General features: G+C 67.7%; 9 protein-coding genes and 2 pseudogenes. 4 read left to right on the forward strand and 7 right to left on the reverse strand.

Going from position 1 to position 16,971, the window contains the following annotated elements:
* Positions 1–359: 359 nt before the first annotated feature.
* Positions 360–779: pseudogene (gene kgd / locus A9W95_RS06995) on the reverse strand (multifunctional oxoglutarate decarboxylase/oxoglutarate dehydrogenase thiamine pyrophosphate-binding subunit/dihydrolipoyllysine-residue succinyltransferase subunit); the annotation flags it as partial.
* An 86-nt stretch (positions 780–865) separates the two neighbouring features.
* Between kgd and A9W95_RS28280 the strand changes: the two are divergent.
* A complete protein-coding gene (locus tag A9W95_RS28280; protein WP_067410082.1) occupies positions 866–2,542 on the forward strand; it encodes a PE family protein in 1,677 nt (558 codons plus the stop codon).
* 94 nt (positions 2,543–2,636) lie between these two features.
* Here the strand turns inward: A9W95_RS28280 and A9W95_RS07005 are convergent, their stop codons facing one another.
* Both A9W95_RS07005 and A9W95_RS07010 read right to left on the reverse strand, forming a co-directional pair.
* A complete protein-coding gene (locus A9W95_RS07005) occupies positions 2,637–6,422 on the reverse strand; it encodes a multifunctional oxoglutarate decarboxylase/oxoglutarate dehydrogenase thiamine pyrophosphate-binding subunit/dihydrolipoyllysine-residue succinyltransferase subunit (RefSeq protein ID WP_067410085.1) in 3,786 nt (1,261 codons plus the stop codon).
* A gap of 171 nt (positions 6,423–6,593) precedes the next feature.
* A complete protein-coding gene (locus A9W95_RS07010) occupies positions 6,594–7,349 on the reverse strand; it encodes a hypothetical protein (RefSeq protein WP_067410088.1) in 756 nt (251 codons plus the stop codon).
* 201 nt (positions 7,350–7,550) lie between these two features.
* On the opposite strand from A9W95_RS07010, the gene A9W95_RS07015 reads away from it, so the two are divergent.
* Positions 7,551–9,269, forward strand: a complete 1,719-nt coding sequence (locus A9W95_RS07015; RefSeq protein ID WP_082982945.1) for an MFS transporter — start codon at positions 7,551–7,553, stop codon at positions 9,267–9,269.
* Here A9W95_RS07015 and A9W95_RS07020 read toward each other — a convergent pair.
* A complete protein-coding gene (locus A9W95_RS07020; protein ID WP_067410090.1) occupies positions 9,248–12,667 on the reverse strand; it encodes a TM0106 family RecB-like putative nuclease in 3,420 nt (1,139 codons plus the stop codon). The two genes, A9W95_RS07015 and A9W95_RS07020, sit on opposite strands and share 22 nt — an antisense overlap.
* A 41-nt stretch (positions 12,668–12,708) precedes the next feature.
* Entirely contained in the window at positions 12,709–13,323 is a 615-nt protein-coding gene (locus A9W95_RS07025) for an LppP/LprE family lipoprotein (protein ID WP_082982946.1), read from the reverse strand.
* A 66-nt stretch (positions 13,324–13,389) separates the two neighbouring features.
* Between A9W95_RS07025 and A9W95_RS07030 the strand changes: the two genes are divergently transcribed.
* Entirely contained in the window at positions 13,390–15,093 is a 1,704-nt protein-coding gene (locus tag A9W95_RS07030; RefSeq protein ID WP_067410094.1) for a DEAD/DEAH box helicase, read from the forward strand.
* A complete protein-coding gene (locus A9W95_RS07035; protein WP_067410097.1) occupies positions 15,090–16,244 on the forward strand; it encodes an acyltransferase in 1,155 nt (384 codons plus the stop codon). Before A9W95_RS07030 ends, A9W95_RS07035 begins: the two co-directional genes overlap by 4 nt.
* A 5-nt stretch (positions 16,245–16,249) precedes the next feature.
* Here A9W95_RS07035 and A9W95_RS07040 read toward each other — a convergent pair whose 3' ends face one another.
* Together A9W95_RS07040 and A9W95_RS26035 are read right to left on the reverse strand one after the other, a co-directional pair.
* A complete protein-coding gene (locus tag A9W95_RS07040; protein ID WP_253851583.1) occupies positions 16,250–16,831 on the reverse strand; it encodes a TetR/AcrR family transcriptional regulator in 582 nt (193 codons plus the stop codon).
* Positions 16,828–16,971: pseudogene (locus A9W95_RS26035) on the reverse strand (cytochrome P450); the annotation flags it as partial. The pseudogene A9W95_RS26035 and the gene A9W95_RS07040, both read right to left, overlap by 4 nt.

Raw genomic sequence — 16,971 nt, forward strand, 5'->3', positions numbered from 1 at the left:
CTGCATAAGCGGCGCGCTGGCGGACTCCTGTGGGGCAATGGTGGGTCTGGGTTCATGCCGGTGGCGCGGGTGGGTCAGGGTCAACTGCGGGCGCCACCGGCAACAATGGGGCCACCGGGGATCCCGGCGGCCCGGGTTAGTCCCTGGTCGGGCGGCGAGCGTGCTTGGGCCCGGCCGCAAGGGTTCGTGCCGAGCCGCGAGGGTCCTCAAATTGCCGCGGCACTCGGCGCGTCATTGGCAACATGCGGGCGCTCGCGTCAGGACTCCTGAGCGCGCCGCTTATGCAGAGCGCCTACACCCTCAGGCGGGGCCAGATGGCCTGACTCCTCAGCGCGCCGCTGCCACGGCGCGAATCATCGTCAGGCGAAAGCCGTGTCGAGGATCTCTTGCTGCTCGACGGCATGCACTTTCGACGATCCCGACGACGGCGCCGACATCGCCCGCCGCGAGATCCGCTTGATCCCGCTCAACTTGTCGGGCAGCAACTCGGGCAGCTCCAAGCCGAACCGCGGCCACGCGCCCTGGTTGGCCGGCTCCTCCTGCACCCAGAAGTACTCCTTGGCGTTGGGATAGCGATCCAGCGTCTCGTCGAGGCGGCGCTTGGGCAACGGCGCCAACTGCTCGATGCGCACGATCGCGATGTCCTCGCGCTTCTCCTTGGCCTTGCGCGCGGCCAGCTCGTAGTAGAGCTTCCCGGCCGTCAGCAGCACCCGCGTCACCTTGCTGCGGTCGCCGTCGCCGTCCTCATACGTCGGCTCCTCCAACACCGAGCGGAACTTTTGTCCGAAGTGAGCGTCCCGCCGCGGGCCGCCGGATACGATTTGCCAGATTTTCGTTGTCGATAATCTCGGTCGGTAGGGGTCACATGTCCTTCGTGGTGGTCGGTCCAGACGTGATGGCGTCGGCGGCAACTGACTTGGCCGGTATCGGCTCGGCTATCGGGGCGGCGAACACCGCGGCGTCGGGAGTTATCACTGAGTTGCTGCCTGCTGCTGCCGATGAGGTGTCGGCGGCCATTGCGGCGGTGTTCGGCGCTCACGGTCAGGCTTACCAGGGGATCGGCCAGCAGCTGGCGGCGTTTCACCAGCAGTTCGTGCACAATCTGTCGGCCGGTGCGGCTTCGTATGCCGCCGCGGAAGCCGCCAGTGCCAACCCGTTGCAGGCTGTCGAGCAGAACGTGCTGGCGGCGATCAATGCCCCGGCCCAGGCGTTGCTGGGTCGCCCGTTGATCGGCGACGGCGCCAGTGGAACGGCGGCAAATCCCAACGGCGGCGCTGGCGGACTCCTGTGGGGCAATGGTGGGTCTGGGTTCACCCAGACGGCCAACGGTGTGGCCGGAGGTAACGGGGGCAACGCCGGCCTGTTCGGCAACGGCGGAGCCGGCGGTGGCGGTGGCGCGGGCGCCAACGGCGGCAACGGTGGTGCCGGCGGGATGTTGTACGGCAATGGCGGAGTCGGCGGGCTCGGCGGGGCGGCGCTAGCGGGGATCAACGGCGGCCACCCCGGCGCCGGTGGTGTTGGCGGCAATGCCGTGCTCTTCGGTGATGGTGGCGCGGGAGGCCAAGGCGGCACGGGTTTGGCGGGGATCAACGCTGTCACGCCGGACAACGGGACGGCGGACGATGGCGCGAACGGCACCCTCGGCCAGATTGGCGGGATCGGCGCGGACGGTGCATCGGTGCGGAGTGCCGACAAGTCCGCCGTTGGGGGCAGTGGTGGCATCGGCGGCGTGGGTGGTTGGGGCGCGGACGCCGGTGCCGACGGAGTCGGGGGGACCGGTGGGGCCGGTGGTAGTGGTGGCAACGGTGGGTTGTTGATCGGTGACGGCGGCGCTGGTGGCCTTGGCGGCGCGGGCGGTACTGGCGGCATCGGGGGCACCGCCGCGGCGGGCGGAGTGGGGGGCTTTGGTGGCTCGGCCGCCGTGGACAACCCCGACAGGACAGGTGCGAGAGCCCTCGGTGGCGTTGGGGGCGCCGGCGGGATTGGTGGCGTCGGCGGTGCCGGTGGCCACGGTGGTGTCGGGGGCGCGGGAGGTGACGGCGGTCGCGGCGGCCTCCTATTCGGCGTCGGCGGCGATGCCGGCGGCGGCGGCACTGGGGGCGTCGGTGGCGCGGGCGGCCTCGGCGGCAATGGAGGAGAAGGCGGCTTCGGTGGGGACGCGACCGTGGCTGCCTCTACAGCGTCGTCGGTTAGCGGTGACGGCGGTGCTGGCGGCGCCGGCGGCATTGGCGGCGTGGGCGGTGTCGGAGGCGATGGTGGCGTCGCGGGCCTGGCGGGCCAAGGAGGCTTCTTCGGCCACGCTGGCTCTAGCGGCACGACCGGCGCGGGAGGCACCGGCGGCCTTGGCGGTGGCGGCGGCAATGGCGGAAATGGCGGGACTCCCGGGGTGCCACACGATGGTCGGGAGATCGTTGGGAGCCAGGGGCCCGGCGGTAGTGCGGGCGGTGGCGGCGCCGGCGGGGCCGGCGGCTCGGGGTCAACGACGGGCACCGTCGGAGGCAACGGCGCTACCGGCGCGTTCGGCTCACCCGACCCGCGCTAGTTGCACGCGCGCGCCGGGGTAACCGCGAGCGGGCGCAGACTGCCACTCCACTCGGCGTGTCGTCGTACAGACACACACGCTCGCGGCCCGGGCCCTAACCGAAAGCCGTGTCCAGGATCTCCTGCTGCTCGACGGCATGCACCTTCGACGATCCCGACGACGGCGCAGACATCGCCCGCCGCGAGATCCGCTTGATCCCGCTCAACTTGTCGGGCAGCAACTCGGGCAGCTCCAAGCCGAACCGCGGCCACGCGCCCTGGTTGGCCGGCTCCTCCTGCACCCAGAAGTACTCCTTGGCGTTGGGATAGCGATCCAGTGTCTCGTCGAGGCGGCGCTTGGGCAACGGCGCCAACTGCTCGATGCGCACGATCGCGATGTCCTCGCGCTTCTCCTTGGCCTTGCGCGCTACCAGCTCGTAGTAGAGCTTCCCGGCCGTCAGCAGCACCCGCGTCACCTTGCTGCGGTCGCCGTCGCCTTCCTCGTACGTCGGCTCCTCCAGCACCGAGCGGAACTTCAGCTCGGTGAAGTCTCGGATGTCGCTGACCGCCGCCTTATTGCGCAGCATCGACTTGGGGGTGAACACGATGAGCGGGCGCTGCACGCCGTCCAGCGCGTGGCGCCGCAACAGGTGGAAGTAGTTCGACGGGGTCGACGGCATCGATATGGTCATCGACCCTTCGGCCCACAGCTGCAAGAACCGTTCGATGCGGCCCGACGTGTGGTCGGGCCCCTGGCCTTCGTGGCCGTGCGGCAGCAGCAACACCACCGAGGACAGCTGACCCCACTTGGCCTCACCGGAGCTGATGAACTCGTCGATGATCGACTGCGCGCCGTTGACGAAGTCACCGAACTGCGCCTCCCACAACACCAAAGCGTCCGGGTTGCCCACCGTGTAGCCGTACTCGAAGCCGACGGCCGCGTACTCCGACAGCGGTGAGTCGTACACCAGGAAGCGGCCGCCGGTCGGGCTGCCGTCCTTATTGGTGGCCAGCAACTGCAGCGGGGTGAACTCCTGGCCGGTGCTGCGGTCGATGATCACCGAATGCCGCTGCGAGAACGTGCCGCGCCGGGTGTCCTGACCGGACAGCCGCACCAGCTTGCCCTCGGCGACCAGCGTGCCCAGCGCCAACAGTTCGGCAAACGCCCAGTCGATCTTCCCCTCGTAAGCCATCTCGCGGCGCTTCTCCAGCACCGGCTGCACCCGCGGGTGCGCGGTGAAACCCTCGGGCAGCGACAAGAACGCGTCCCCGATGCGGGCCAGCAACTGTTTGTCGACGGCGGTGGCCAGCCCGGCGGGCACTATCTGGTCGGCTTCCACCGATTCGCTGGGCTGCACACCGTGCTTCTCGAGGTCGCGGACCTCGTTGAACACTTGCTCCAGCTGGCCCTGGTAGTCGCGCAGCGCGTCTTCGGCTTCCTTGATCGAGATGTCACCACGACCGATCAGGGCTTCGGTGTAGCTCTTGCGCACGCCGCGCTTGACGTCGACGACGTCATACATGGCGGGGTTGGTCATCGACGGGTCGTCGCCCTCGTTGTGACCGCGGCGCCGGTAGCACAGCATGTCGATGATGACGTCCTTCTTGAACTTCTGCCGGAAGTCCACGGCCAGCCGCGCCACCCACTCGCAGGCCTCCGGGTCGTCGCCGTTGACGTGGAAGATCGGCGCGCCGACCATTTTGGCCACGTCGGTGCAGTATTCGCTGGATCGCGAGTATTCCGGCGCGGTGGTGAAGCCGATCTGGTTGTTGACGATGAGGTGGATGGTGCCACCGACGCGGTAACCCGGCAGCAGCGCCAGGTTCAGCGTCTCGGCCACCACACCCTGCCCGGCGAACGCGGCGTCACCGTGCAGCATCATCGGCACGACCGCGAAAGGCCGTTCGCTTTCGGCGTCGCCCTCGGCGTCGCCGAGTTCCAGCAGATCCTGCTTGGCGCGGACCAGGCCCTCGAGCACCGGATCCACGGCTTCCAGGTGCGACGGGTTGGCGGTCAGGGACACCTTGATGTCGTTGTCGCCGAACATCTGCAGGTACACCCCGGTGGCACCCAGGTGGTACTTCACGTCACCGGACCCGTGCGCCTGCGAGGGATTCAGATTCCCCTCGAACTCGCTGAAGATCTGCGAGTACGGCTTGCCGACGATGTTGGCCAGCACGTTGAGCCGGCCGCGGTGCGGCATGCCGATGACCACTTCGTCCAGGCCGTGTTCGGCGCACTGGTCGATCGCGGCGTCCATCATCGGGATGACGCTCTCCGCGCCCTCCAGCGAAAATCGTTTCTGCCCAACGTATTTGGTCTGCAGGAACGTTTCGAACGCCTCCGCGGCGTTCAATTTGCTCAAAATGTACTTCTGTTGTGCCACAGTCGGTTTGACGTGCTTGGTCTCGATCCGCTGTTGCAGCCACTGCTGCTGTTCGGGCTCGAGGATGTGGGTGTACTCCACCCCGATGTGGCGGCAGTACGCGTCGCGCAGCAAACCCAGGACGTCGCGCAGTTTCTTGTATTCGGCACCGGCGAAGCCGCTGACCTTGAACACCCGGTCCAGGTCCCACAGTGTCAGGCCGTGGGTGAGCACCTCGAGGTCGGGGTGGCTGCGGAACCGGGTGCCGTCCAGGCGCAGCGGGTCGATGTCGGCCATTAGGTGACCGCGGTTGCGGTAGGCCGCGATCAACTCCATGACCCGGGCGTTCTTGTCGACGATCGAGTCGGGGTTGTCGGTGCTCCACCGTACCGGCAGATACGGGATGCTCAGCTCGCGGAAGATCTCGTCCCAGAACTCGTCGGCCAGCAGCATCTCGTGGATGGCGCGCAGGAAGTCCCCGGATTCGGCGCCCTGGATGATGCGGTGGTCATAGGTGGAGGTCAGCGTGATCAGCTTGCCGATGCCCAGCTCAGCGATGCGCTCTTCGCTAGCGCCCTGGAATTCGGCGGGGTATTCCATGGCGCCGACGCCGATGATGGCGCCCTGGCCACTCATCAGCCGCGGCACCGAGTGCACGGTGCCGATGGTGCCGGGGTTGGTCAGCGAGATGGTGACGCCGGAGAAATCCTCGGCGGTCAGCTTGCCGTCGCGGGCGCGGCGCACGATGTCTTCGTAGGCGGAGACGAACTCGGCGAACCGCATGGTCTCGCAGCGCTTGATGCCGGCCACCACCAGTGAGCGCTTGCCGTCTTTGCCTTGCAGGTCGATGGCCAGGCCCAGGTTGGTGTGCGCCGGGGTCACCGCGGTGGGCTTGCCGTCCACCTCGGCGTAGTGGCGGTTCATGTTGGGGAACTTCTTGACCGCCTGCACCAGCGCGTAACCCAGCAAGTGGGTGAAGGAGATCTTTCCGCCGCGGTTTCGCTTCAGCTGGTTGTTGATGACGATGCGGTTGTCGATCAGCAGCTTGGCCGGGATGGCGCGCACGCTGGTGGCGGTCGGGACGTCCAACGACGCGGACATGTTCTTGACGACGGCCGCCGCGGCGCCCAAAGCCCCCGCGCCGGCCCCGGCCGACGGCGACGAGGTGCAGGTGCTGCGCGGCGCCGCGGCGGCCGTCGTCAAGAACATGTCCGCGGCGGGCGACCCGTTGGCGGCGGGCTTGGCGGGCTGGGCCTCGGTGGGTTTCGCGGGTTGTGCGACGGCTTTGGCGGCGGGTTGCTCGGCGGGTGGCTTGGCGGGTGCTGCGGCCGGCTTGGCCGGTGCGGCTGCCGTCTGCCCGTCCCCGCTGTTCGTGGTGGTGGCCGGCGGGGCGGCTGCTGCGGCCGGTTCGGGGTTGTAGTCAACCAAGAACTCGTGCCAGCTGGGGTCGACCGAAGAGGGGTCGTCGCGGAATTTGCGATACATCTCCTCGACCAGCCATTCGTTTTGCCCGAATGGTGAACTTATGTTGGCCACGGCCGCTGTTCGCCTCGATTCCTTTGTCCAGCAAGCGCATCGGCGACGCCTGCGACTTCATCCACCCCGATCGGCGGGGCACTTGACCGTTCCGGCAGGTCGGTGGGCTTCCGACCGTCGCCCTCTAAAGGCTATCGCTTTGCCAGCGATTCGCCAGCGAGCCTGAGGACCCTAGCTGGCGTCCTGAATCGGGGGCAGCAGGTGCAGGGTAACCGGCCAGCGTGCCGGCGGTGCGCCGAACGCGGTCCGAGCATTGCGGACCAGCGTCTTGCCGACCATGCGGTTGCCGATCGCGCCGATGATGGCGCCGATTCCGACCGGCATCAGCTTGCCGAACATCAGCGCGCCGCGCTTGAGGGCGAACCGCTTGACGAAGTACTTGAGCATCCGCTGGTTGAACCTCGACAGCTCCGGAAGCGGCAGTGACGCCATGCTTTCCGACACCCACCCACCCTTGGTGCGACCGGACCCGATCAGTTCGGCGACCGCGCCCTTACCGTTGTCACCGACCAGGACGGCCAGCACCAGGGCGCGGCGCCGTTCCCGGTTGTCCAACGGGACGCCGTACACCGAGGCCAGCGCCAACACGAACAGCGCGGTGGCCTCGAGGAAAACAGCGGTTTCTCCGGCCGCCGCCGACAACGCGGCCAGGGTGCCGACCCCGGGCAGCGTCGCGGTTGCTCCGACGGCCGCGCCGCTGACGGTCACCGCATGCAAGAAGCGCTTCTCGAGCTTGCCGGTGATCTCCGCCGGACTGGCGCTTGGGTGTGCGCGGCGCAGCCGCGCAACATACGCCTCGGCCGCGGGCCCCTGGATATGAGAGCTGCGTTCGAGGATCTGTGCCAGCGCCCGGGTGGACATCTTGGTCCGGCCGGTTTCCTCGACCGCCTGCGGTTGCGGCTGCTTCTTCCTTCGCCAAGCGCTCATGGTGCCCCTTCTGGCCGGTGGCGTCCTTCCAGGCTAGCGTCCACCCCCCGAAGGTGAACCGAACGCAATCCTGCACGTCGGTATCGACGTACCCGTTCCGCGGGCATCCCCTCGCGTCGCGGCCAAATATGTGCACCGGGAATAATGACGGGCTGGATTCCTGCGCGACCCGATGCCCGTGGGAGCCGAAATGGGGTGCATATGACTACGGCGACGCGCCGGGCGACCGGGGACAGATACCTCGGGAACCCGTGGAACGCGCTGTGGGCGATGATCGTCGGCTTCTTCATGATCATGGTCGACTCGACCATCGTCGCCATTGCCAACCCGACGATCATGGCCGAAATGCGCATCGGCTACGCCACCGTGGTGTGGGTGACCAGCGCGTACCTGCTCGGTTTCGCGGTCGTGTTGCTGGTCGCCGGACGGCTCGGCGACCGGTATGGGCCCAAGAACCTCTACCTGGTCGGCCTGGTGTTGTTCACCGTCGCATCGGTGTGGTGCGGTCTGTCCGGCAGTGCCGCCGTGTTGATCGCCGCGCGGGTGCTGCAGGGGATCGGCGCCGGGGTGCTGACCCCGCAGACGCTGTCCATGATCACCCGGATCTTCCCCGCCAACCGCCGTGGCACCGCGCTGAGCATGTGGGGCGCCACCGCCGGCGTGGCCAGCCTGGTGGGTCCGTTGGCCGGCGGTGCGCTGGTCGACACGCTGGGCTGGCAGTGGATCTTCTTCGTCAACGTCCCCATCGGGCTGATCGGGGTGGTGCTGGCCGTCTGGCTCATCCCGGTCCTGCCGGTCCACGCGCATCGCTTCGACCTGGTCGGGGTCGCCCTGTCCGGTGTCGGCATGTTCCTGATCGTGTTCGGGTTGCAGGAAGGCCAGTCCGCGAATTGGGCGCCGTGGATTTGGGCGGTCCTGGTGGCCGGTGTCGGATTCATGTCGGCGTTCGTCTATTGGCAGTCCATCAACCGCGACGAGCCGTTGATCCCGCTGCACATCTTCCGAGACCCGAATTTCAGCTTGTCCAGCATCGGCGTCGCCATCACCGCGTTTGCGACGACCGCAATGATGCTGCCGCTCATCTTCTATACCCAAGCGGTGTGCGGGTTGTCCCCGACCCGCTCGGCGGTGCTGATCGCGCCGATGGCGGTCACCAGCGGTGTGCTGGCCCCGTTCGTCGGCCGCATCATCGACCGGGCCCACCCGGTGCCGGTGATCGGGTTCGGCTTTTCCATGCTGGCCATCTCGATGACCTGGCTGTCCATCGAGCTGGCCCCCGACACCCCGATCTGGCGGCTGGTGTTGCCGTTGATGGCCTCGGGCGTCGGGATGGCGTTCGTGTGGTCGCCGCTGGCGGCCACCGCCACCAGGCACCTGCCGCTCGATCTGGCCGGTGCCAGCTCGGGGGTCTACAACGCCACCCGCCAGTTGGGAGCGGTGCTGGGCAGTGCGGGCATGGCCGCGTTCATGACGGCGCAGATCAGTGACGAGATGCCGCCCATGCCCAGCAATGCCGCGGAGTCCGACCTCAGCGGTGCGCTGCAATTGCCCGGTTTCCTGCGCGAGCCGTTCGCGAGCGCAATGTCGCAATCGATGCTGCTGCCGGCCTTCATTTCCCTGCTGGGCATCGTCACCGCGCTCTTCATGCTCAGCATCGTTCGCTCCCTGTTCTCTCGCCGCGGTGGCTACGACGACGAACTCGCCGACGACGACTACGAGGACGAGGACGACTACTACGAGGACGACGACGGCTACGACGACGGTTACGACGACGATGCCTACGTCGAGTACGTCCTGCGTCGCGAACCGTACGAAACCACACCACGGCCGGCCCCCGTCGCGCCGCCGCGGCTGCGCGAGGAGTGGCGCAGCCAGCCTGCTGACCGGTGGGCGGCCAGCTACGGTCGCCACTCCGATTGAGTCAGCGACAGGAACGTGCCCAGTTCGACCAGCCCGGCCGGCGTGCCGGGCAGGTACTGGGTCAGCAACTCCGAACGCACGATGACGGCCGCGTACTGCGCTCGGCTGATCGCGACGTTGAGCCGATTGCGGTTCAGTAGGAACGACATTCCGCGTGGCACGTCCTCGACCGACGAGGCGGTCATGGAAATGAAGACAATCGGCGCCTGCCCACCCTGGAACTTGTCGACGGTGCCCACCCGCACCCGGCCGAGCTTCGCCGACGTCAGCCGCTGACGAAGCAGCGCGACCTGAGCGTTGTACGGCGCCAGCACCAACACGTCGTCGGCGGTCAACGGCCGCGTGCCGTGCTCATCGGTCCACGAGCTGCCCAGCACGTGCTGGATTTCAGCGACGATCGCGTCGGCCTCCTCAGGGCTTTCCACCGAATTGCCCTGATGGCGAATGCTGAGCAGGCGCACTCCCGGGCGGTAGCGGTCGAGGCGACGCGCAGCAGTGCACTCGATGTGGGACTGCAGCCGGCCCTCATAGGACAACGCCGAAACGGCTGCGCACACCGAGGGATGCATGCGGTAGGACCGGTCGAGGAAGTAGCCGCGTTCGTCGGGCAGCGTACGGTGGCCGTCGACCAGCCAATCCAGCGCCGAGGTGTCGACCGGTTCAGGGTGCGTGCCCTGACTGACCTGCGGCAGCTGCTGCGGATCGCCCAGCAGTAGGAGATTGGCTGCGGCCGGGGCCACGGCAATCGTGTTCGCCAGCGAGAACTGGCCTGCCTCGTCGATGACCAGCAAATCAAGGCTGCCGGGCGGCACCCGGTTGCCGTTGGCGAAATCCCAAGCGGTGCCGCCGATCACGCAGCCGTCGGTCGCGGCGATGAACGTCGGGTATTCGTTGCTGTCGATCTGCTGCCACCGCGGGCCGCGCTGGGCATAGGGTTTCTTGGCGACGCGCGCGGGATCCACACCGGCGTCGATCACACAGTCCAATAGGTTCTCCACCGTCGCATGCGATTGCGCGACCACACCGATGCGCCAGTTGTGCTCGGTGACCAAACGGTGCATCACCCGGGCGGCCGTATAGGTCTTGCCGGTCCCCGGTGGCCCGTGCACCGCCAGGTACGACGAATCCAGATCCAGTGCGGCGGCGGTCATGTCGGCGATGGTCGCACCGCTGTGCGGCAGCGCTTCGCCGCTGCGGGTGCGCGGGGAGCGGCGCCGCAGCAGGTCGATCACGGCAGTGCGGGGTAGTGCCGGCAGACCGTCGGCCAGCGCGGCGGCGGTGGCTTCGATGGACGCGCGTAGGGCGGTCGTCGCTACGGGCGGGCCCGGGGTCAGGGCGAACGGCAGTTGCTCGAATTCGTTGCCGTCACCGCCGGTACGTTCGACGATCACGACTTGGGTTGGCACCGTGGGGTCGTCGACTTCGATGACTTGCGCGCGAGCGGCTCCGCGCCGGTCCGGGTCGTCGGTCATCCCCGGCGGAGCGGGCGGGTCGTAGAGCGCGAACACATCGGTTTTCAAGTCGCCGCGGGCCAATTGCCCGGTCAGCCGCACTTGCCTGCGCGGCTTGCGGGCCCGGGCCGGCGTGTGCCAGTCGACGTCGATGGATGCGTCGCTGGCGACGAAAACGTCAGTGCTGTCCGACCATTCGTCCACCGGATAATTCAGCCGGTCGAAGTGCGTCCACCAGAACGGCTTGTCCTCGCGCCGGTGGAAGCCGCGAGCCGCGGCAATCAACGCGACCGCGGTCTGTTCCGGCGTGCGATCACCGGCCGCGGCGTCACCGGTGAACGCCGCCAAGGTCGCAGCCACCCGGTCGTCGTCTTCGATGGTGTCGCCCTTCGGGACCGGTTGGATGCCGACCGGTGTGACGCCGGCCTCCCAGGCCCGGATCAATAACCAGTCGCGCAGCTTGCGGGTCGACAGGCAGTCGTAGTGGTTGTAGTCCTCGATCTCCTTGAGCACGGTGGCGGCCTCGTCGGCGCGGCCGTCGGCGCGAAGCTCGCAGTATCGGGCGTAGGAATTGATCGAGTCGGCCGCAGTGGTGACCTCCCCCGGGCGCAGTTGGCTGCCCATGTACAACGGCTCCAGCGCCTTCAGGCTGAACGACTCCGCGCCCACGCGAATGCTTTTGCGCACCAACGGATACAGGTCCACCAGGACACCGTTGCGCAACAGGTCGTCGACTTCGTCCTCGCCCACGCCGTAGCGGCCGGCCAGCCGCAACAGCGTCGAGCGTTCATACGGCGCGTAGTGGTAGATGTGCATGTTGGGGTGGCGCTTGCGTCGCTTGGCTACCAGCGCGAGGAAATCGGCGAGTGCCTTGCGCTCCTCCACCCGGTCATGCGCCCAGAGCGGGCGGAAGCGGCCGCTCGGCCCGGCCTCGAGCACCCCGAACAGGTATTCCAAGCCCCATTGATTGCCGTCGACGGTCCACAGCGGGTCGCCTTCGAAGTCGAAGAACAGGTCACCGGGGTTTGGTTCGGGCAAAAGTGCCAGCGGCTGCGGGTCGGCGATCTCGAAGTGCGGGGTGCCGGTGTCGCGCTGTCGCACTTGCAGTTTCGCCTGGGCGACCAGCTTGGCCAGCGTCGCCGACGGCAGGTCGGGAGCCGAGCCGCCATAGTGGGCCAGGTCGGCAACGGTGGTGATCCCGGCCGCGATCAGTTTCTCGCGCTGGGTAACCCGCAATCCCGCCACGAGCAACAGATCGTCGGCGGCGCGCAGTTGCTCGGTGCACAGCGGGCAGTGGAAGCAAGCCTGCACGTGTTCGTCAGCCCAGCGCACCGCGCTGCCGCGGGCATAGTGGTCGTCGAGCAACCGCTGCAGCAATGCGCGCTGGGACCGGTAGACCGGGATGAGGTCCTCGACGCGGTAGCGCATCACCGTGCCGTCGCCGAGTTCCAACTCGGCTTCACTGGCCACCGGCACGCCCGCCGCGCCCAGCGCGTCGGCATACGCCGCCAACTGCAGCAGCGCGGTCACCTTGGCCGAGCGGGCGAGCTTGGTGTCGGTCACCCGATACTGCGCACCATCGCGGACCAAGAAGTCGGCGAACCCGACGAAGCGGCCATCGAACATCGCGGCCTGATAGATGACCGGTGCCCCGTCGGCGATGGCGCGCTGGGTGGCCGTGGCCGCGGCCGTCAACCCGGCCCGTGTGTAGGCCGGGCGGCCGATGACCGCAACGCCGTCCCCGTAGCGTTCGCGCAACCGGTGCAGCCGTCGCCGCTCATGGTCGGTGCCGAGCCGGGCGGTTCGGGCCAGCAGTTCGTCCTCGCCGACGGCCGCGGGACCCCGGCCCAGCCTGGCGTCGAAGTCCGGGAGCAGCGCGTACTCGCAGCGGGCCGCGTTGGCGAGATCCGATGCGCTGTAGACGATGTTGTCGTCGATGACGAGCACAGCAGCAACTGTAGGGGAGGGGTCTGACAGGAAGGCCGGGTTCAGCGGCCAGAGGCGTTACTGATCAACTCGACGCTGCTGCCGTTCCACCGGAACTTCACCACGCTGCCCAGTCCGCGCAGCCCGCTGGCGTAGGTCAAGGCGACCGTGTCTCCGGTGCACTGGGTGGTGTCGATGCCGTTGAACCCGTAGGTGTCGGGCACGCCCTGCGGGATGTACTGGCCGAGATGGAACATCACCGCGCGGGTGGTCGGGTTGTCGCCGTTGGTGTTGGCCTTGACCACCACCGCCGAGAGCTGGGCGCACTCGTTGTAATTGCCGGCCAGCGGCTCGGGGTTCCAAGGTTGGGAGCTGCGCGGATCGCGGGGCAGTTCGGACACTGCTCGGGTGATCGCGGGGGCGGCAAGGTTCACCGCACAGGGGTCGGCGGGGGCCGGGCTACTCGGCGGCGCGGCGGCGCCCGGTGGCGGGCTGGCCGCCTCCGGCGCGTTGGCTACCGCCGTCGTGGTGTGGGTGGTGACCTGCGGTGTCTTTGCGACGGTGGAATCCCCGGAGCCACAGCCCGACGTGGCGGCGACCAACGCGGCAGCGGCCACGCCGGTCAACGGCGCGGCACGGCGGGGGAGCGACCACACATCGCAGCACCGTACCGTCATCCGTTGCGGCGATGTTGCAGGCGCGCCCGCCGCGGCCAGAACACGAACACTAAGCTTCTTAATCAAATGGCCCAACCGGATACCCCTCCTGCGACGTTCGCCGACCTGCACGTTCACCCCAAGGTTTTGCAGGCGATCGGTGACGTCGGCTACGAGTCGCCCACGGCGATCCAAGCCGCGACCATCCCGGCGCTGATGGCGGGAACCGACGTGGTCGGGCTGGCTCAGACCGGCACCGGCAAGACCGCCGCGTTCGCGATCCCGATCTTGTCCAAGCTCGACACCTCCAGCAAAGCCACCCAAGCGCTGATCCTGGCGCCCACCCGCGAGCTCGCCCTGCAGGTCGCCGAGGCGTTCAGCCGGTACGGCGCCCACCTTCGCCAGCTCAACGTGTTGCCGATCTACGGTGGGTCGTCCTATGCCGTTCAGCTGGCCGGGCTGCGCCGCGGCGCGCAGGTGGTGGTGGGCACTCCCGGGCGTGTCATCGACCACCTGGAACGCGGCACGCTGGATCTGTCCCGGGTGGACTACCTGGTGCTCGACGAGGCCGACGAGATGCTCACCATGGGCTTCGCCGAAGACGTCGAGCGGATCCTGGCCGACACCCCGGAATACAAGCAGGTCGCCCTGTTCTCGGCCACCATGCCCGCGGCCATCCGCAAGTTGACCACCAAGTATCTGCACGATCCGCTGGAGGTCACCTCCGAGGCGAAAACCGCGACGGCGGAGAACATTTCGCAGCGCTACCTCCAAGTCGCCGGGCCCCGCAAGATGGACGCGCTGACCCGGATCCTGGAAACCGAACCGTTCGAGGCGATGATCATCTTCGTGCGGACCAAGCAGGCCACCGAAGAGGTCGCCGAACGGTTGCGCGCCCGCGGCTTCTCCGCCGCCGCCATCAACGGCGACATCCCGCAGGGTCAGCGGGAGCGGACCATCACCGCCTTGCGAGACGGCGGTACCAAAGGCATCGACATCCTGGTGGCCACCGATGTCGCGGCACGGGGACTCGACGTCGAGCGGATCTCCCACGTGCTCAACTACGACATCCCGCACGACACCGAGTCCTACGTGCACCGCATCGGACGCACCGGGCGGGCCGGGCGATCGGGCACGGCGCTGTTGTTCGTCTCACCGCGAGAACGCCATCTGCTCAAGGCGATCGAGAAAGCCACCCGGCAAACGCTCACCGAGGTGAAACTGCCCACCGTCGAAGACGTCAACGCCCAACGGGTGGCCAAGTTCGCCGATTCCATCACCGACGCGCTGGGTCGCCCGGGCATCGACCTGTTCCGCAGGCTGGTCGAGGATTACGAACGCGAGCACGACGTGCCGTTGGCCGACATCGCCGCGGCGCTGGCGCTGCAGTCCCGCGACGGTGAGGCGTTTCTGTTGGCCCCCGAACCCCCGCCGGAGCGGCGCCCGGAACGCAGCCGCGATGATCGCCGGGAACGGCACGACAAGTCAAGGGCGAGAACAGATCTGAGCACCTACCGGATCGCCGTGGGCAAACGGCACAAGATCGGGCCCGGAGCAATCGTCGGCGCCATCGCCAACGAAGGCGGCCTGCACCGCAGCGACTTCGGCCACATCACCATCGGGCCGGATTATTCGCTGGTCGAACTCCCCAGCAAGCTGCCCCGGGCCACGATGAAGAAGCTGGAACAAACCCGGATCTCAGGTGTACTGATCAATCTGCAGCCAGATCGCAAATCCGACAAAGCCCGCGGCCGCGACACCGCAAAACCTCGCCGGAAACACGCCGGATGACCCTGTCGGAGGAACAGGACGCCCAAGGCGGGCTGGAACAGACATCCCATGTCGACCGAGTCGCCGCACTCACCGGTATCCGCGCCGTTGCCGCCCTGCTGGTCGTCGGCACCCACGCCGCCTACACCACCGGGAAGTACACCCACGGCTACTGGGGACTGGTGGGCGCCCGGATGGAGATCGGCGTCCCGATTTTCTTTGTCCTGTCCGGCTTCCTGCTGTTCCGGCCCTGGGTCAAAGCTGCGGCCACCGGCGCAACGCCGCCTTCATTGAGTCGCTATGCCAGGCACCGGGTTCGGCGCATCATGCCCGCCTATGTCGTCACCGTGCTGTTCGCCTACGTGCTGTATCACTTCCGTGAAGCCGGCCCGAATCCCGGCCACAGCTGGTTGGGCTTGATCCGCAACCTGACGCTGACGCAGATCTACACCGACGGCTATCTGGGAAAGTATCTGCACCAAGGCCTCACCCAAATGTGGAGCCTTGCGGTCGAAGGATCGTTTTATGTGCTGCTGCCGCTGCTGGCGTACCTGCTGCTGGTGGTGCTGTCCCGCCGGCAGTGGCGACCTCGACTCGTGGTCGCTGCGCTGGCCGCAATGACGCTGATCAGTCCGGGCTGGCTGGTCCTGGTGCACACCGATCACCTTTTCCCCGACGGCGCGCGGCTGTGGCTGCCGACCTATCTGGCCTGGTTTTTAGGGGGCATGCTGCTCGCCGTGCTGCAGGCGATGGGGGTGCGCTGCTATGCCGTGGTGGCCATACCGCTGGCGGTGATCAGCTATTTCATCGCGTCCACACCGATAGCCGGCGCCCCCACCACGTCGCCGGCCTCGATGAGCGAAGCGTTGGTCAAGACCTGCTTCTACGCGGTGATCGCCACCTTGGCGGTGGCCCCCCTGGCCTTGGACGGCGGTGAACCGAACCGAGGATGGTATGCGCGGGCGCTGGCCAGCCGACCGATGGTGTGGCTGGGGGAAATCTCCTACGAGATCTTCTTGATCCATCTGGTGACAATGGAATTCACGATGGTTTATGTGGTCCGCGCCCATGTGTACACCGGGCCCATGGCCTATCTCTTCGTCGCCACCGTGGTGATCACCGTCCCCCTGGCCTGGTTGTTGCACCGCTTCACCCGGGTCAGGACCGACTAGCTGACCTAACGGCGAGCGGCGGCCGGGGTCACGATCGGAACGACGAACTCTTCGAGCATCGCCCGCTCGTCGGCTTCGTCGCGGCCGGGAAACATCAACAGCGAGGCAATGATTCGCACCACCCACCGCGCGCGCCGCTCGACGGTGCCCGGATCGTCGGAGCCCAGCGAGTCCAGGAACGCAGCGGCCAGCGCGGCGATCACCTGCGACTGCTCGGCCATCTCGCCACCGATGGGCGGCCTGGTGGTGTCGAACCACGATGCCAACGCCGGCGTCTCGCGCACGATGCGCAGCGTGGTGGCGATGCTGAGGATCAACCGCTCCCGCGGATCGTCGAGGCCGGACACTTGCTGCTTGATCGCGTCAGTGACCCGGTAGGTCTCGCGGTGCACATAGGCGGTTCGCAAGGCCTCGCGATTTTCGAAGTAGCGGTACAACGTCGCCCGGGAACAGCCTGCCGCACTGGCGATCTCGTTCATGCCGATGGAGGCCGGATCACGCTCGGCGAACAGCCCCGCGGCGGCATCGAGGATCCGGTCCGCGGCTACCTCGATGCGCCGCGGGCCCAGCCAGTCACCGCCCATCAGGACGTCACTCGAAACGGCACCGACAACGGGCGCCGGACGTAACTGCCGCCCGACCACACGATGCCGGCCTCGTCGATCTCGAAATCCGGGCACCGGGTCAACAACTCGGTCAGGGCGACCCGTGATTGCATGCGGGCGGC

The organism is Mycobacterium sp. 1423905.2 (assembly GCF_001673155.1).
GTDB lineage: Bacteria > Actinomycetota > Actinomycetes > Mycobacteriales > Mycobacteriaceae > Mycobacterium.